General features: G+C 44.5%; 14 protein-coding genes. 13 read left to right on the top strand and 1 reads right to left on the bottom strand.

Annotated features, from left to right (window positions below):
- Positions 1-14: 14 nt before the first annotated feature.
- Complete coding sequence (locus G343_RS0107550; protein WP_020007522.1) at positions 15-1,283, top strand: DRTGG domain-containing protein; 1,269 nt, start codon at positions 15-17, stop codon at positions 1,281-1,283.
- A 27-nt stretch (positions 1,284-1,310) separates the two neighbouring features.
- Here the strand turns inward: G343_RS0107550 and G343_RS0107555 are convergent, their stop codons facing one another.
- Positions 1,311-1,658 (bottom strand): YtpI family protein, encoded by a 348-nt coding sequence (locus G343_RS0107555; protein ID WP_020007523.1) that lies wholly within the window; start codon positions 1,656-1,658, stop codon positions 1,311-1,313.
- A gap of 78 nt (positions 1,659-1,736) precedes the next feature.
- On the opposite strand from G343_RS0107555, the gene G343_RS0107560 reads away from it, so the two are divergent.
- From G343_RS0107560 to mdh, 12 genes are all read left to right on the top strand, one after another.
- Positions 1,737-2,699 (top strand): DHH family phosphoesterase, encoded by a 963-nt coding sequence (locus G343_RS0107560; protein ID WP_020007524.1) that lies wholly within the window; start codon positions 1,737-1,739, stop codon positions 2,697-2,699.
- Positions 2,700-2,717: 18 nt separating this feature from the next.
- The gene (locus G343_RS0107565; protein WP_020007525.1) at positions 2,718-5,858 is read left to right on the top strand and encodes a DNA polymerase III subunit alpha; all 3,141 of its coding nucleotides are present in this window, start codon (positions 2,718-2,720) and stop codon (positions 5,856-5,858) included.
- A 72-nt stretch (positions 5,859-5,930) separates the two neighbouring features.
- On the top strand, positions 5,931-7,154 hold the full coding sequence (ystJ, locus tag G343_RS0107570) for an NADP-dependent malic enzyme (RefSeq protein WP_020007526.1): 1,224 nt from the start codon (positions 5,931-5,933) through the stop codon (positions 7,152-7,154).
- Positions 7,155-7,167: 13 nt separating this feature from the next.
- A complete protein-coding gene (locus tag G343_RS0107575) occupies positions 7,168-7,593 on the top strand; it encodes a FadR/GntR family transcriptional regulator (protein ID WP_020007527.1) in 426 nt (141 codons plus the stop codon).
- A 21-nt stretch (positions 7,594-7,614) separates the two neighbouring features.
- Positions 7,615-8,466, top strand: coding sequence for an acetyl-CoA carboxylase, carboxyltransferase subunit beta (gene accD / locus G343_RS0107580; protein WP_020007528.1), 852 nt, complete (start codon positions 7,615-7,617; stop codon positions 8,464-8,466).
- A gap of 2 nt (positions 8,467-8,468) precedes the next feature.
- Positions 8,469-9,422: an acetyl-CoA carboxylase carboxyltransferase subunit alpha gene (locus tag G343_RS0107585; RefSeq protein ID WP_020007529.1), complete on the top strand. Its 954-nt coding sequence runs from the start codon at positions 8,469-8,471 to the stop codon at positions 9,420-9,422.
- A gap of 111 nt (positions 9,423-9,533) precedes the next feature.
- Positions 9,534-10,493: a 6-phosphofructokinase gene (gene pfkA / locus G343_RS0107590; protein ID WP_020007530.1), complete on the top strand. Its 960-nt coding sequence runs from the start codon at positions 9,534-9,536 to the stop codon at positions 10,491-10,493.
- A gap of 13 nt (positions 10,494-10,506) precedes the next feature.
- Positions 10,507-12,267 carry a pyruvate kinase gene (gene pyk, locus G343_RS0107595; RefSeq protein WP_020007531.1) on the top strand — a complete coding sequence of 587 codons (1,761 nt, stop codon included), beginning with the start codon at positions 10,507-10,509 and terminating at the stop codon, positions 12,265-12,267.
- A gap of 117 nt (positions 12,268-12,384) precedes the next feature.
- Entirely contained in the window at positions 12,385-13,146 is a 762-nt protein-coding gene (locus G343_RS0107600) for a membrane lipoprotein lipid attachment site-containing protein (RefSeq protein WP_020007532.1), read from the top strand.
- Between the two features lie 263 nt (positions 13,147-13,409).
- Positions 13,410-14,525, top strand: coding sequence for a citrate synthase (locus G343_RS0107605; RefSeq protein ID WP_020007533.1), 1,116 nt, complete (start codon positions 13,410-13,412; stop codon positions 14,523-14,525).
- A 30-nt stretch (positions 14,526-14,555) separates the two neighbouring features.
- Positions 14,556-15,821: an NADP-dependent isocitrate dehydrogenase gene (gene icd / locus G343_RS0107610; protein WP_020007534.1), complete on the top strand. Its 1,266-nt coding sequence runs from the start codon at positions 14,556-14,558 to the stop codon at positions 15,819-15,821.
- A 27-nt stretch (positions 15,822-15,848) separates the two neighbouring features.
- On the top strand, positions 15,849-16,781 hold the full coding sequence (gene mdh / locus G343_RS0107615) for a malate dehydrogenase (protein WP_020007535.1): 933 nt from the start codon (positions 15,849-15,851) through the stop codon (positions 16,779-16,781).
- Positions 16,782-16,900: the final 119 nt, after the last annotated feature.

The following is a 16,900-nucleotide window of genomic DNA, read 5'->3' on the forward strand; positions in this document are numbered from 1 at the left end:
TAAGGTGATATACTATGTCCAAGCATAATGAAATACTCAATTATATAAGAGAGCTTCCCGAAGGCACAAAAATTTCTGTAAGACAAATTTCAGCCAACTTGAATGTCTCTGACGGCACCAGTTACCGGGCGATAAAATTTGCAGAAAAAGAAGGCCTGGTCAAGACGATAGAAAGAGTTGGAACAATACGTGTCGCATCAAAAGAGAGCACCCGGGAGGAGAAACTGACTTTTAAACAGGTCAACAATGTGATAGGGGGCACTGTGCTTGCAGGCGGGCAGGGGATGGATAAAGAGATCAGCCGATTTATCATCGGCGCGATGAAGACGGATGCCCTCGTGACTTACCTGGAAGAAAGTGGACTCCTCATCGTTGGCAACAGAGAGAATGTACAGTTAAAAGCAATGGAAACCCGTTCCGGTATTTTAATTACGGGGGGATTCGGTACAAATAAGGAAATACTGGATAAAGCAGATGAGCTGTCACTGCCGGTCATCTCGACAGATTCGGACACTTTTTCCGTTGCATCCATCATTCAGAGAGAGCTCTACAGCCTGTCGCTGATGATGAACATAGTGACTGCCGGTGACCTGGCTGTCAAACAGGAAGAATATGTGTATGATTTGTTGAAAGATAGCGCGCGCGTTTACCAGCCGGGCGATAAAATCACGGTTTTACTTCATGATGGCGAATATATCGGTACAATCAGATCATCGGATTTTAAAAATATTACATCCGGCAGATACAAGGAATGGATCATGTCCGGAGTGGCGGAGCCTTCTTCAAGCACACTGCAGCGATTGCGCCAGGTGATGAGCTGGCATCAGCTGAACATCGTTCCGATTGTAGATGAAGAGGACCAGTATATGGGCATTGTACACCGCAGGGAAGTATTCCGGCAGATGGAATCCAAAAAATTATCGACAGGCATGAGCGATGAAGAAGTCATCGACCGGGAGATTAGAATAGATGACAATAGGATTTATATCAATGTGCTGCCATTTATGACGGATGAATATGGGAGCATTACCCAGTCTGCATATATGAGACTTGTGGAACGGCTGATTGGTGCAGTGCTTGAGAACTATGACATACATAGTTATCATCTGGATTCCATAAATCTTATGAACATAAAACTTGTCCAGCTCAATCAGAATATCGTTTTAGAAGGTAATGTGATAGATCTTGGGGATCAGTTCCTGAGATTGGAAACCGTAACGACATCAAACGGAGAAATATTTTCCAAAGCGATGCTGATGATCCAATACTACCGTGAGAGATAAAAAAACAGACAAGCGGTGACCGCTTGTCTATTTGCTCTTTTGCTTATTAAATTCTTCCCAGGCTTTCTCCTCTATCGGCAGGTTGCCCTTAAAGTATTTTCTTGCTGCATTAAAATGACGGGCGTTCATTGCACCGAGCAGTATGAACAAAGGACCGACGATATAGGCGACTGCCGTTGAAAACTGTACGATGGTGTTCAGGCCGAAAGTGAGTATCAAAAGGCCGAGCCAGATTCTCGAAATACTGTTATAGTATGCCGTCCTGACATCACGTTTTGTTTTTGCCTGCCTGATTTTATAAATGATAAACATAAACAGGCAGAGGAGCAGGAAAGTGACAAGTATTGATACAGATAACTGATATAGGAATTCCATTCTGATACAACTCCAATCCATATTGTAGTATAATTTATAATGTTGACCAAGTAAATATTTACAAAGGGAGAATCTCAATTGTTCACAGAAAATATAAAACAATATCCGTCTTTGAAGCATCATTATAATGATGTACTAAATCTTATAAACGAATATGATGAAATTATTATATTGAGGCATATCAGGCCCGACCCGGATGCCATCGGTGCCCAGCTCGGATTAAAAGCAATTCTGCAGTATATTTTTCCAAATAAGTCCATCGCAGCCCTCGGTGAAGAAGAATCTTCCCTGAACTACCTTGGCAGAATGGATCCGGTGACTACTGTCGATGATCCATTGGTCATCGTGGTGGATACGGCCGGTGCCGGGCGGGTAGACGGTGATATTGCAGCCGGCAGCAAAGTGATTAAAATCGATCATCATCCAAATAATGACCCTTACGGGGATATAAATATTGTAGAGACGGGTGTATCGTCGACATCTGAATTAATATTCATTCTTGCAAATCTGTGGGGGTTTGATAATGACTACATCAATGACACATCTGCCAGGCTCCTGTTTTCAGGGATTGTCGGTGATACCGGGCGTTTCCTGTTTGACAATACAAGCAGTATGACACACAGGATTGCTTCCGAGTTAAAGAAATTCGACTTTGACGCTACAAAGGATATGGGATTGATGAACCGTCAATCCATCAGTCAGTTCAGATTCAAAGGGTACCTGATTGACAACTTCGAGATCACTGATAAAGGGGTGCTGGGCGTCTGGGTGCCCAGTTCTGTTCTTGATGAATATGGTTTGAACAGCAATGAAGCGAGTCTGAGTGTAAACCTGTACCGTGAGATGGACGAGGCTGAAATATGGTTCATGGCTGTAGAAGAGGAAGATAATATCAGAGTGCGTCTGCGTTCTAAAAAAACTGTCATCAATGATGTCGCGGAAGCGTTCGGGGGCGGGGGGCACCCTCTGGCCAGCGGCATCAGTCTGTCCTCCAGTGAAAAGATACGGGATCTTACAGAAGCACTGGATCGCAAACTCTAGGAAGGAGCATAGGTGTCCATGATCAATTTGAATGTTCACAGTTGTTTCGATTTCCTTAACAGCAATATCAGAATTGAAGACCTTATCCAAAAAGCTGCAGAAGATGGGCAGTCAGCTGTTGCGCTTACCGATTTCAACCGGATGCACGGAATCTATCGGTTTATGCAGACCGCTGTTAAAAACGGAGTAAAGCCGTTAACAGGAATGGAAATCGGAGTATCAGAAGGGTTTGAAGGTGCTCCTCTTGTGCTGATAGCGAAAAATGATAAAGGATTCCGTGAACTCATCAGACTTTCAGCCATGCTTTCGTATAAGGGTATCGCGGAGACCCCGTTAAACTATCTGATGGAAAACATTAACCACTGTGTCGTGATTGCAAAGGACGAAGCGGGGATTCCTGTGCTCGATGCCCTTAACATAAAGCATGAAGATAAGTATCAGGCCCATACAGTCGACACCAAGGCATATAACCGACTGTTTTTTCAGACTTCATACTATCTGTCGGAAACGGACCTGCCGGCAGTCAGGGTGCTCAATGCAATCAGGGACAACGAACGGATGGAAATAGATAATATATCCGGCAGCAGCGGTCAGTATTTTGTTAAGACATTCCAGGATTTAACCGAAGAAGAAAGAAAAATTCTTGATAATAACCGCAATCTTTTGTCAAAATGTGAGGTTTCCATTCCCCGGAGTGAGAATATTCTCCCCGGATTCCCGAATAATCAGAATATGGACTCAAAAGAATATTTGTGGCACCTGCTCAGAAGAAGCCTGGGTCAGACAGCGGGTGAAAATTATATGGAGCGGCTGGAATATGAGTATAATATCATCATAGAAATGGGTTATGAAGATTATTTCCTGATTGTCCAGGATGCTGTTGATTTTGCAAAAAAAAGCGGTATATACGTCGGTCCCGGCAGAGGGTCCTCCAGCGCCAGTCTTGTTTCCTATCTGTTGAACATCACAGAAGTGGACCCGTTGAAATACAATTTGCTCTTCGAACGGTTTTTAAATCCTGAACGTGTGACCATGCCTGACATTGATATAGATTTTGAGGATACAAGAAGAGATGAAGTGGTCGATTATCTGATGGAAAAGTATGGAACAATGAATGTGTCACACATCATTACGTACGGTACACTCAGTGCCAAAATGGCAGCCCGTGATGTCGGAAGAGTGTTGGGTTTCTCTGAAGAAGAGCTCAAACTCATTTCAAATATGATACCAGAGACACCCGGGGCGGCCCTTAAGGATGTATTTGAATCCGACAGGTTCCAATCGTTGGCCGCTGCGGATGCTAAATACAGAACATTTGCTGAAATATCCATGAAAGTTGAAGGTCTGCCAAGACATTCCTCAACCCATGCAGCCGGTGTGCTTTTGAGTGAAAACAACCTGACAAAAGTGGTGCCTGTCATATTTCAGGAAGGTCATGCACTGAGTCAGTGGACAATGACCGAGGTGGAGTCGGCCGGTCTGTTGAAAATCGATATACTGGGCCTGCGCAATCTGTCGCTGATCCGATATATGGTAAGCAGGATAAAGAAAGTTGATCCCGGTTTTGATTACCGGGAAATACCAGAAGATAATCCGGCAGTATACAAGCTGTTATCCAAAGGCTTGACACTCGGCGTGTTCCAGCTTGAATCCGAAGGTATCCGCAGGGTAGTGCAGGATGTGAGCCCCGCGACGTTCATGGATCTCGCGTCTGTCATTGCACTGTACAGACCCGGACCGATGAAAGAAATACCGCATTTCATTGATGGTAAAGAAAATCCGGAATCAGTATCGTATCCGCATCCGGATCTGAAGGAAATATTAAAAGAGACTTATGGCGTCATCGTCTATCAGGAGCAGATCATGCAGATTGCTTCCACAATCGCTGGATACTCCTATGCAAATGCAGACATACTCCGGCGAGCCATGAGTAAAAAGGACAGGCGGACGCTTGAAAAAGAACGTACGAATTTTGAAAAGGGCGCTGAACAAAAAGGTTATGGCAGAGAACTGGGGAAATCCATTTTCGATCTAATCATGGAGTTTGCCGATTACGGTTTTGCTAAAAGCCATGCTGTTGCATATAGCCGGATTTCCTATATACTTAGTTTTATCAAAACAATGTACCCGGCAATATTCTATTCTGTAATATTAACTCACCATTTTGGTAACGATGTAAAAATCCGGCAGATAATGGATGAGATCAGACTGTTGCGCATTAACATCCTTCCGCCTGACATCAACCGGTCTGAATGGGCCAATATTTCAGAAGAAAGCATCCGTCTGGGCTTCAGCATGATCAAAGGTGTCACTTACAGGACTGCTGCAGCAATCATCGAAGAAAGGCAAAATGGTCCATTTAAAGATATCTATGACCTGAAGACACGGGTCAAAGAGATGAACCTCAACAGAAAAGTTCTCAGCAGCCTCATCATATCCGGGGCGCTCGATGGTTTTAAGGAAAACAGGAAGACCATGCTGCAGTCCCTGCCGCTCGTCGATGCTCTGAATACGGAAGAATACGCGCATGATTCTTTTTTAAGCACGCTTGGTTTCAGCGTCAAAAAGGAATTTAACCATACGGAAGAAATGGATTCTTTTGAAATGATCGAAGGAGAAAAAGAAGTACTTGGCTTTTATATTTCTGAACATCCGATCAGACAAAAACACAAAGAACTGCAATACATTCCATTTTCCCTGCTGTCTCAAAAGAAAAGGAATGCAAGGTATCTGCTGTTTTTCGAAAGTATCAAAACCATAAAAACTAAAAAAGGCCAGAACATGGCATTTGCCAGAGTGTCTGACGGTTTTGAGGAAATGGAAACGGTAATCTTTCCTAAAACATTCTTTAATGTCCATCATCTGCTCAGTGAAAAAGTGCTTGTCGCCTCCGGCCGCATCGAAGAACGGAAAGGTGAACGTCAGCTGATTGCGGATAATGTCGAAACGCTGGAGTCGTTTAAGGATTCCTATATGAAAACTGCAAAACAGGTGTTTATAAGGAATACCGGAACTTACGAACTTTCTGGGTTTTTATCCGGGGAGGGGATGCCGGTGCTGGATTTTGACAGCGGGGAGGAAATCGGTAAAATTTCACACACAGATATATATGCCTTGATAAACTCAGTCAAATCGCATGATATACGGATCCTGCAGTAAATCTGTTGTCACGGAAATATGATAATGTTAATATAATTAGTGGTATGACCACTTTCAGAAAGGGAGATCAGAGTGTCGCTAAGAGATGATGCACTGCACATGCACAGACAGAATCAGGGTAAACTTTCAGTGAATTCCAAAGTGGAAATTAAGGATAAAGAGGCTTTGAGCCTGGCGTATTCACCAGGGGTTGCTGAGCCTTGTAAAGAAATATATGAAGACGAGCGCACTGTTTTCGATTACACAGGTAAAAGCAGGACGGTCGGTGTTGTCACTGATGGTTCAGCTGTCCTGGGCCTCGGTAACATCGGGGCTAAAGCCAGTCTGCCTGTTATGGAAGGAAAAAGTGCGCTGTTTAAAAATTTTGCAGGTGTAGATTCATTTCCAATTGCACTTGATACTAACGATATAGATGAGTTTGTGAGATCTGTCAAGTTGATGACACCGGTGTTTGGTGGCATTAATCTTGAAGATATCTCTGCGCCGCGGTGTTTTGAGATTGAAGAGAAACTGATTCGTGAAACTGATATCCCAGTGTTCCACGATGATCAGCACGGTACCGCAATAGTTACGTTAAGCGGACTCATGAATGCATTGAAATTGACGGGCCGTTCATTGAACCAGATCAGAGTTGTACTGAACGGAGCCGGTGCTGCCGGTGTTGCTATCGTCAGACTGCTTTACAGTTTCGGAGTCAAGGAAATGATAATGTGTGATTCAAGGGGCGCAATATACGAAGGCAGAGAGGAAGGCATGAACCCGATCAAAGAAAGAGTCAGCGAATATACGAACCAGAACCACATTAAAGGCGGACTCGAAGATGTCATTCATGATGCTGATGTCTTTATCGGTGTATCAGTAGAAGGGGCATTGAATGAATCGATGGTTGAATCGATGGCTGATAAGCCAATCATATTTGCGATGGCGAACCCGACGCCGGAAATCATGCCTGAGTCAGCAAAATCTGCAGGTGCCAGTGTTATCGGTACAGGCAGAAGTGACTTTCCCAATCAGATAAATAATGTCCTTGCTTTTCCCGGCATTTTCAGAGGCGCGCTTGATGTCAGAGCGACACATATCAATAATGAGATGAAAAAAGCTGCAGTCCTTGCCATCGCTGAACTGATTTCGGAGGATGAGCTGAGAGCTGAATATGTCATCCCGGATCCATTTAACAGGGAAGTCGCCCCTCAGGTCGCCAAAGCTGTCGCCAAAGCTGCGATGGAAAGCGGCGTCAGCCGCATTAAGATTGACCCTGAGGAAGTTTACCAAAACACGTTGAAACTAACGCAATAATAGCGGGTGAAATATGGTAGAGAGAACGGGTTTGGAATATATTGTTGAAGAGATTCATCACCTGATAGAAGCAGAGAATATTCAAGTTGGAGAAAAACTGCCCAGCGAAAGATATTTAAAAGACAAACTGAATGTCAGTCGTCAAAGTGTACGGGAAGCACTCCGTGCACTTGAATTATTAGGAATTATCTATGTCAGAAGAGGGGAAGGCACTTTCCTCGCTGATATCGATAATCATCAACTATTCCAACTAATCGGCAAATACCTGATCCGAACGAAGAGACAGGAAGATGAAATACTGGAGATTAAGGAAATGATTGAAAACCATGTGAAGTTTAAGCATGGAGATGAAGACCTGCCAGTTGCGGAAGACGATAATCAAATACTCAGAAAAATTCACGCATTGCTCGACAAATATTCACGGGCATTCAAATCGTAATTATAAGCAAGGGGTTTCATTATGTTAAAAGACTTGTTTTCCAAGCTGAACAAAAAAGTAAATGAGACAGATGCAAATGATGGTACATTTGAAAAAAGTCAGTCGATTATGACGAAATGTCCCAGTTGCAAGAAGATACTTTACTCCAAGGAACTATACAAACAGCTGAATGTATGTACAAACTGCGACCATCATCTTCCCATCACGAGCTGGGATCGTATGGAGGCACTGATGGATGAGGGTTCTGTCACACCGATGTTTGAAGAAGTGACATCTGCAAATCCGCTCGAATTTCCGAATTATAAAACCAAGCTCGAAAATGATAAGGAGAAAACCCAGCTGAATGAAGCGGTTGTTGTGGCTGAAGGCACAATTGACGGGACAAAATCAGTTGTGGCAATCATGGATTCCAGGTTCAGAATGGGGTCTATGGGCGCTGCAGTCGGTGAAAAACTGGCGCGGGCTTTCAATCATGCCACTGACAATAGACTGCCTGTCATTGTATTTACAGCAAGCGGTGGTGCCAGGATGCAGGAAGGGATCATTTCTTTAATGCAGATGGCGAAAGTCAGTGTTGCTGTTAAAAGACACAGCAATGCCGGATTATTATACATTGCCTATATGACGAACCCGACAACCGGCGGTGTTTCGGCCAGCTTTGCTTCGGTCGGAGATATCAACCTTGCAGAATCAGGCGCAATGATTGGATTTGCAGGCAGACGAGTCATTGAAGAAACGATTAAAGAAAAGCTGCCGGATGACTTTCAGACAGCAGAATTTTTACTTAAACATGGTCAGCTTGACCGCGTTGTTAACCGCAAGGATATGAAAGAACTGCTGGGGAAAATTCTCAGCATGCATAGTGAGGTGTAATGATGGCGTTTGAATTTGAAAAGCCGATAAATGAACTGGAAGAAAAGATTGGTGAACTGGAGAAATATGCAGCCAAAAACAAACTTGATCTGACTAAAGAAATTAGTTTCTTAGAAGAAAAGGTAAACGACAAAAAAGATGAGATATACAATAATTTGACCCCTTGGCAGCGCATAGAAATCGCTAGATATGTCAAACGGCCAACTGCACTTGAATACGTGGAGGCGTTGTTCGATGACTTCATAGAGTTTTTTGGCGACAGGGTTCATTCGAATGATGAAGCAATCATCGGCGGAATTGCAACTTACAAAGGTGAAGCGGTTACTGTCATCGGGCACCAGCGCGGTAAAGATACAAAAGATAATATTAAACGGAATTTCGGCATGGGGCATCCGGATGGGTATCGCAAAGCCCTCAGGTTAATGAAACAGGCGGATAAATTCAAACGTCCCGTCATCTGTTTTATAGATACTAAAGGTGCTTATCCGGGCAAAGCAGCAGAGGAACGTGGTATAAGTGAGTCCATTGCCAGGAATCTTGTTGAGATGGCCGGGCTTGAAGTCCCGGTAATCAGTGTTGTAATCGGCGAAGGCGGCTCAGGCGGTGCACTGGGGCTCGGGGTCTGCAACAGACTCCTGATGCTTGAAAATGCCACGTATTCTGTCATTTCACCGGAAGGGGCTGCGAGCATTTTATTCAAAGATGCATCTTTGAAGGAAATTGCAGCTGAATCTTTGAAGATTACTGCCCAGGACTTGAAATCCCTGGGTATAGCGGATGATGTCATCGATGAGCCCCAAGGCGGGGCGCACAATGATAAGGAAAGGGTTTTTGAGACATTGAATAAATATATTGAAAGTAACCTTCGGGCGCTGCAGAAACTCAATCCTGATGAATTGGTCGAAAACCGATATGAGAAATACATGAATATTGGTGTTTATGAAGAACAGTCATAGATCGGACTGTTCTTCTTATGTTTTAAATGATCTTAAAGAAGCAAATCTTGGCTATGGCTGCACTGATATGCTATTTTAAAATCAAGAGAATCTATTTATGGAGGTTACCTCATGAAGAAAATCGCAGTACTGACGAGCGGCGGAGATGCACCAGGCATGAATGCGGCCATAAGGGCTGTCGTTCGGAAGGGTATTTATGAAGATGTTGAGGTTTACGGCGTCTTCCAGGGCTACCAGGGCCTTGTAAATGATAATATCAAAAAGCTGGAGCTCGGAGATGTCGGCGATATCATTCAACGCGGCGGCACAAAACTGTATTCGGCAAGATGTCCGGAATTCATCGAACCGAAAGTGCGTGGCGAGGCGATGGAAAACCTGAAAAAACGAGGGATTGACTCCTTGGTGGTCATTGGCGGTGATGGCTCCTTCAGAGGTGCGCAACGGCTGAACGAAGAGGGCATCAACACAATCGGTGTCCCCGGCACGATAGATAATGATATTAATGGTACTGATTTTACGATTGGTTTTGATACCGCCCTGAATACAGTCATTGATGCTGTTGACAGGATCAGGGATACCGCAACGAGTCATGAGAGGACTTTCATTATTGAAGTGATGGGACGTGACGCCGGGGACCTCGCGCTATGGGCAGGTGTTGCAGGCGGTGCGGAAACGATTTTAATACCGGAATCTTCGTCTGATATAAAGAAAGTGGCGGAACGTATTGAAACAGGGATGAACAGAGGTAAGAAACACTCTGTCATCATTGTAGCCGAAGGTGTAATGACGGCTGCAGAGTGCGGGGCGGAACTGCGGAAATATATCAATGTGGATACGCGGGAAAGCGTCCTCGGTCATATGCAGCGCGGCGGCAAACCTTCGGGTAATGACAGGGTGCTTGCTTCCAGGCTCGGCGCACTCGCCGTAGACCTTTTATTGCATAATATCAGCGGGCATGCAGTCGGCATAGAAAGTAACCAATTAACCAAGACAAGCTTTGATGAAGTATTTGAAGAACACCACAAGATTGATGAAGATTTATTCAGGCTCTCCCAGGAGCTGTCAATATAGGAGGAATTAATCAATGCGTAAAACAAAAATTGTAGCTACCATCGGCCCGGCTTCTGAAAGTCCTGATATGTTGGAGAGATTGATTGAGGCAGGGATGAATGTGGCCAGATTGAATTTTTCACATGGCGATCACGAGGAACATCGCGCAAGAATTGAAAATATCAGGGCGGCAGCAGACAGGCTCGGAAAAACGGTTGCCATACTGTTGGATACAAAGGGCCCTGAAATACGCACGCATGCCATGGAAAATGGAGAGATAAACCTGGAAAGAGGACAGGAGATCGTTGTGTCGATGGATGAAGTTACCGGCACCCGGAACAAATTCTCAGTCACTTATCCGGGGCTGATAGATGATGTGAACACCTCGGACCGTATTTTGCTTGATGACGGACTCTTAGAACTGAAGATTGAAAGCATTCATAAAGATCGAAATGAAATCCATTGCAGAGTGCTGAATGAAGGTATATTAAAAGATAAAAAAGGAGTGAATGTGCCGGGGGTATCAGTGAAGCTTCCCGGCATCACTGAAAAGGATAAACAGGATATCATATTCGGTATCGGTCAGGGGATAGACTTTATCGCTGCAAGCTTCATCCGTACGAATAATGATGTCCTCGAAATCAGGGAACTGCTGGAAACAGAATCGGCAGATTATATTAAAATCATCCCCAAAATTGAGAACCAGGAAGGCATCGATAATATTGAGGAAATACTTGAAATATCCGACGGTCTGATGGTTGCCCGCGGAGATATGGGTGTGGAAATACCGCCTGAGGGAGTGCCGATGGTACAGAAAGAACTGATCAGAAAATGTAATATCATGGGCAAGCCGGTAATAACCGCGACTCAGATGCTGGATTCCATGCAGTATAATCCGAGATGCACAAGAGCTGAAGCAAGCGATGTCGCCAATGCCATTTATGACGGTACAGATGCCGTGATGCTCTCAGGTGAAACGGCGGCAGGGGATTACCCGCTGGAATCAGTTGAAACGATGTCAAACATTGCTGTATCAGCAGAGGAAGCACAGAATTATAAAAGACTGCTGTCGGAAAGAACGAAGTCGCTACAGACTAATTTAGTAACTGCAATCGGTGTGTCTGTTGCCCACACCGCATTAAATCTACAGTGCAAAGCTATTGTGGCGGCGACAGAATCCGGCCATACAGGACGGATGATTTCCAAATATCGTCCGCAGGCGGACATTATGGCAGTTACACCCCACCACGATGTAGCCCGTCAGCTTCAGCTGGTCTGGGGCGTGCATCCGGTAGTCAAAGAAGGCAGAAGAGATACCGATGAACTATTGAATACTTCCGTATCAGCAGCGCTTGATGAAGGCGTGGCCACATATGGCGATCTATTGATAATTACAGCAGGGGTCCCTGCAGGTCAAGCGGGAACAACCAACCTGATGAAACTGCATATTGTCGGCGATGTGCTTGTAAATGCTCAGGGTATCGGCAGGAAGAGTGCAGTCGGTGAAGCGGTAGTTGTAAAATCCGTGCAGGATATAAATGATAAAGGTGTCGAAGACAAGATTGTGGTTACACAGTCGGTGGAGAAGGAGATGACAGAGTATCTTGAGCAGGCAGCCGGGCTTGTTACCGTTGAAGGCGGACTGACTTCACACGGTGCGATTATCGGATTAAATCTGAATCTGCCGACAATCGTCGGAGCAGCCGATGCACTGGATGTATTGGAAGACGGCATGGTAGTCACAGTTGATTCTGAACAAAACAGTGTATTCAGCGGACATGCCAACGTACTGTAGACAGGGTTTTGAATACTGGATCCCCCGGACGGCATTGGTGTCTTCCGGGGATTTTTGCACGCTTTTATTGTTGTCTGCAACGGGCTCTGCCGGTATAATGAAAACGAGGTGGCTGAAATGAAGAAAATATTTTTACTTATAATGATGGCTTTCTTTCTTGCTGCGTGCAGCAATGGAAATGACACCACAGAAGAATCAACGGAAGAATCTGAATCTGATGGTGAACCCACAAACGAAGAAAGCACATCTGAAGATCAGTCGGCGGACTCTTCGGATGAGGAATCCGCTGTTGAAACATCCGATATCATAAATGAAACGGTGTCTGCCTGGGGAGATACAACAAGCTATGAGGCAAGACAGACATTTACAATTAGATCCGGTGATACACAGAATGTGGTCAGAACCATCACTACGCAGAGTGAGCAGGATGAAATGAAAATCGAAGTGGATGACGGTGAGGATGTGCTGACGCATTACCTGATCGGGGAAGATCATTTTGTGTATCAGAATAATGATGTAGAACAACAGGATGGAACGATGGATATCAGCGGCAACACCTACAGTGACGTACTCAGTCATCTGGAAACATTCGAATCAGGGAGTGCAGCACAGACCGAAGATGGCTATGAAATTGAATATCCTGTGGAGGCCCTCGATGAGGCTGAAGCTTTTCTTAATGAGGAAACCAGTGATCTTTTGGATGAAGCAGAAAACGTGAATGGTCTTATTACTCTTAATTTTAATGATGAATACCAATATACCGGAGGAGCACTGACTCTGACAGTAGAAACCCAGGGTGAAGAGATAAATTTGATTTCAAATATTGAATACAGCCGTATCGGCGATATTGAATTAATTGAAAAACCTAAAAATATGTAATTTGAGACACTCTGTAACAGAGGAATATCTCAAATGATTAAGTAAAAGTTATAGGGACACATAAGTGAATAAAAAAGAGGCTTATTAAAAATCTGGTCATCCAGATATATGTGTTTTCCCCGTAAATAAGCGATTTCAAAGAAATATTGTAATATCATTCACAAAAAGGTTCAAACCTTCAAATGTTCACAAAGTTGCTGAATTTGATATAATGGTTTTGAGGCCACACGGCTATACTTGAATGATTATAAAGGAGAATTGTTATGTCTGAGAACAAAGGTTTAGAAGGTGTTGTAGCGCTTGAATCAAGGATAAGTTCAATCGTTGGCTCACAGCTGACTTATTCTGGTTACGAAATTGACGACCTTGCAGAAAATGCGCAATTTGAAGAAGTTGTTTTCCTTCTGTGGAACGACAGACTTCCGAACAGAGCGGAATTAGATGAGTTCAATGAAAAACTTTTCAATTATATGACACTGGATCCTAAACTTCATAGTCATTTTGAAGCATACTCGAAAGATGATCTGCATCCAATGACTGCAATCAGAACGGCTGTTTCCTATTCAGCGCACTTCGATCCGCTGACAGAAGAAATGAGTGAGGAAGCGAACAAGGAGAAAGCGATTAAGATCCAGGCACAGATTGCTTCACTTGTTGCTGCATTCGCCAGGATCAGAAAAGGGAAAAAGATTGTTGAGGCTGCCAGAGAATACAGCTATGCTGCAAATTTCCTTTATATGCTCAACGGTGAGGAACCGAATGAAACTGAAGTGGAAGCGATGAATAAGGCGCTTATACTCCACGCGGACCATGAATTGAATGCTTCTACGTTTACGGCCCGCGTATGTGTTGCCACACTGGCGGATATGTATGCTGGTGTGACAGCAGCAATCGGCGCGCTTAAAGGGCCGCTCCATGGCGGTGCCAACGAGCGTGTGATGGCAATGCTCTCAGAAATTGATTCTGTAGATGATGTAGAAGATTACCTTAAAGAAAAATTTGACAACAAAGAGAAGATCATGGGAATGGGACACCGCGTTTATAAAGAGGGCGACCCGCGTGCGAAGTATCTGAGAGAGATGTCACAGAAGCTGACAGAGCAGAGGGGCGAACCGGAACTTTATGCAAAATCAGCCAAAATTGCTGAAGTTGTAGAAAGAGAAAAAGGTCTGCTGCCGAACGTGGATTTCTTCAGTGCTTCTGTATACCATTCCCTTGGTATCGACCACGATCTGTTCACGCCGATATTTACAATGAGCCGTATGTCCGGATGGACAGCACATATCCTTGAACAGTATGCTGACAATCGTCTCATCCGTCCAAGAGCAGAATATGTTGGCAAGTCAGATCAGAAATATGTTTCAATTGAAAATAGATAAACAATAAAAATCTTTGGAGGTAATCTAACAATGGCAAGCAAAAAAATTACAACAGACAACGGCAGACTGGATGTGCCTGATAACCCGGTCATCCCATTTATTGAAGGAGACGGCACCGGTCCTGATATTTGGAAGTCCGCCAGCAGAGTGCTCGATGCTGCAGTAGAAAAAGCGTACAACGGTGAGAAGAAAATCGAGTGGAAAGAAGTGCTTGCGGGTCAGAAGGCGTACGATCAGACGGGAGAATGGCTGCCGCAGGAAACACTTGATACAATCGATGAATATCTGCTTGCGATCAAAGGGCCGTTGACGACACCAATCGGCGGCGGCATCCGTTCGCTTAACGTTGCACTCAGACAGGAACTGGACCTATTTGCCTGCCTGCGTCCGGTAAGATACTTTGAAGGCGTTCCTTCCCCGGTCAAACACCCAGAAGATACGGACATGGTCATCTTCCGCGAGAATACAGAAGATATCTATGCTGGTATTGAATTCCAGGAAGGTACTGATGATGTCAGAAAAGTGATTGATTTCATCCAAAATGAGATGGGCTCCCAAAATATCCGTTTCCCTGAAACATCCGGCATTGGCGTTAAACCTGTGTCAAAAGAAGGGACAGAGCGTCTGGTACGTTCAGCCATCAACTATGCGATTGATAATAACCGCCCTTCAGTGACGCTTGTCCATAAGGGGAATATCATGAAATTTACAGAAGGCAGCTTCAAGGCCTGGGGATATGACCTTGCTGAGAGAGAATACGGAGATAAAGTCTTTACTTGGAGAGAATATGACGAGATTGTAGAAGCAGAGGGCAAAGAGGCAGCAAATAAAGCCCAGTCTGAAGCTGAAAATGCCGGCAGAATCATCATTAAAGATTCAATTGCGGATATCTTCCTGCAGCAGATTCTTATGCGTCCGAAAGAGTTCGGCGTAGTAGCAACCATGAATCTGAACGGTGACTATATCTCAGATGCACTGGCTGCACAAGTCGGCGGTATCGGTATCGCTCCAGGTGCAAACATCAACTATGAAACTGGACATGCGATTTTTGAAGCCACTCATGGTACGGCACCAAAATATGCCGGACAGGATAAAGTAAATCCTTCTTCAATGATACTCTCGGGTGTGCTGCTGCTTGAACACCTCGGGTGGCAGGAAGCTGCAGATGCGATAACAAAAGCAATGGAAAAGACAATTGCGTCGAAAGTGGTCACTTATGATTTTGCAAGACAGATGGAAGGCGCTACAGAAGTTAAGTGTTCTGAATTTGGCCAGGCGTTGATCAGCAATATGTAACCCACTTTTTAAAGAGGAAGTGTCATTATGTCCAGAAAGAAAATTTCTGTCATCGGCGCCGGTGCTACCGGTGCCACGACAGCTTTTATCGCTGCGGCTAAAGAACTCGGCGATATAGTACTTGTGGATATCCCCCAATCAGAAAAAGCGACGCAGGGCAAGGCGCTTGATATGCTTGAAGCCGCCCCAGTGCTGAACACTGACGTCAATATCATCGGCACCAGTGATTATGGGGATACGAAGGACTCTGATATTGTCATTATCACTGCAGGGATTGCAAGAAAACCCGGCATGACCCGTGATGACCTGATTAAGACGAACCAGAAGGTGATGGCTTCAGTTACCCGGGAAATCGTCAAGTATTCACCAGAATGCACAATCATTGTATTGACCAACCCCGTTGATGCGATGACTTATACGGTGTACAAAGAATCCGGGTTTAAAAAGCACAGGGTCCTCGGACAATCCGGTGTGCTTGATACTGCAAGGTTCAGAACTTTTGTTGCAGAAGCGCTTGGTTATTCGATTAAAGATGTTAAGGGATTTGTCCTCGGGGGACATGGGGATGATATGGTCCCGCTGATTCGATATTCCAGTGTTGGCGGTGTGCCGCTGACGCGTCTCCTTGAACAGGAAAAGATTGATGCGATTGTCGAACGCACACGTAAAGGCGGCGCAGAAATTGTCAACCTTCTTGGCGATGGTTCTGCTTATTATGCACCTGCCTCTGCACTTATACAGATGGCTGAAGCTGTCATAAAAGATCAGAAGCGTGTGTTGCCGTCCATTGCGTTCTTGGAGGGCGAATACGGTTATCATGACCTTTACCTCGGTGTACCGGCAGTGCTGGGGGCAAATGGCATTGAGGAAATCATTGAACTTGATTTAACGACGGATGAAAAGGCTGACCTTGATAAATCCAGGGACTCTGTGGTTAATGTCATGAAAATGCTTAAATAAAATATTAAAACACTTCAGTTACTTCTTAAATATAATTTGAAAATTGGGTGAATCGGTATTATACTTGAAAAAGTCATTTCAAATGGCTTTTTCATTTTTTTGATTACAGGAGGAAAGAA

Origin of the sequence: Salinicoccus albus DSM 19776 (assembly GCF_000385175.1) — a bacterium.
Lineage (GTDB): Bacteria > Bacillota > Bacilli > Staphylococcales > Salinicoccaceae > Salinicoccus > Salinicoccus albus.

Excerpts from the sequence above, each read along its gene's own strand:
- pfkA (WP_020007530.1), top strand. The coding sequence starts at position 9,534 with ATGAAGAAAATCGCAGTACTGACGAGCGGCGGAGATGCACCAGGCATG.
- G343_RS0107565 (WP_020007525.1), top strand. The coding sequence starts at position 2,718 with ATGATCAATTTGAATGTTCACAGTTGTTTCGATTTCCTTAACAGCAAT.
- G343_RS0107575 (WP_020007527.1), top strand. The coding sequence starts at position 7,168 with ATGGTAGAGAGAACGGGTTTGGAATATATTGTTGAAGAGATTCATCAC.
- G343_RS0107585 (WP_020007529.1), top strand. The coding sequence starts at position 8,469 with ATGGCGTTTGAATTTGAAAAGCCGATAAATGAACTGGAAGAAAAGATT.
- icd (WP_020007534.1), top strand. The coding sequence starts at position 14,556 with ATGGCAAGCAAAAAAATTACAACAGACAACGGCAGACTGGATGTGCCT.
- G343_RS0107600 (WP_020007532.1), top strand. The coding sequence starts at position 12,385 with ATGAAGAAAATATTTTTACTTATAATGATGGCTTTCTTTCTTGCTGCG.
- accD (WP_020007528.1), top strand. The coding sequence starts at position 7,615 with ATGTTAAAAGACTTGTTTTCCAAGCTGAACAAAAAAGTAAATGAGACA.
- G343_RS0107550 (WP_020007522.1), top strand. The coding sequence starts at position 15 with ATGTCCAAGCATAATGAAATACTCAATTATATAAGAGAGCTTCCCGAA.
- pyk (WP_020007531.1), top strand. The coding sequence starts at position 10,507 with ATGCGTAAAACAAAAATTGTAGCTACCATCGGCCCGGCTTCTGAAAGT.
- G343_RS0107555 (WP_020007523.1), bottom strand. The coding sequence starts at position 1,658 with ATGGAATTCCTATATCAGTTATCTGTATCAATACTTGTCACTTTCCTG.
- G343_RS0107605 (WP_020007533.1), top strand. The coding sequence starts at position 13,410 with ATGTCTGAGAACAAAGGTTTAGAAGGTGTTGTAGCGCTTGAATCAAGG.
- mdh (WP_020007535.1), top strand. The coding sequence starts at position 15,849 with ATGTCCAGAAAGAAAATTTCTGTCATCGGCGCCGGTGCTACCGGTGCC.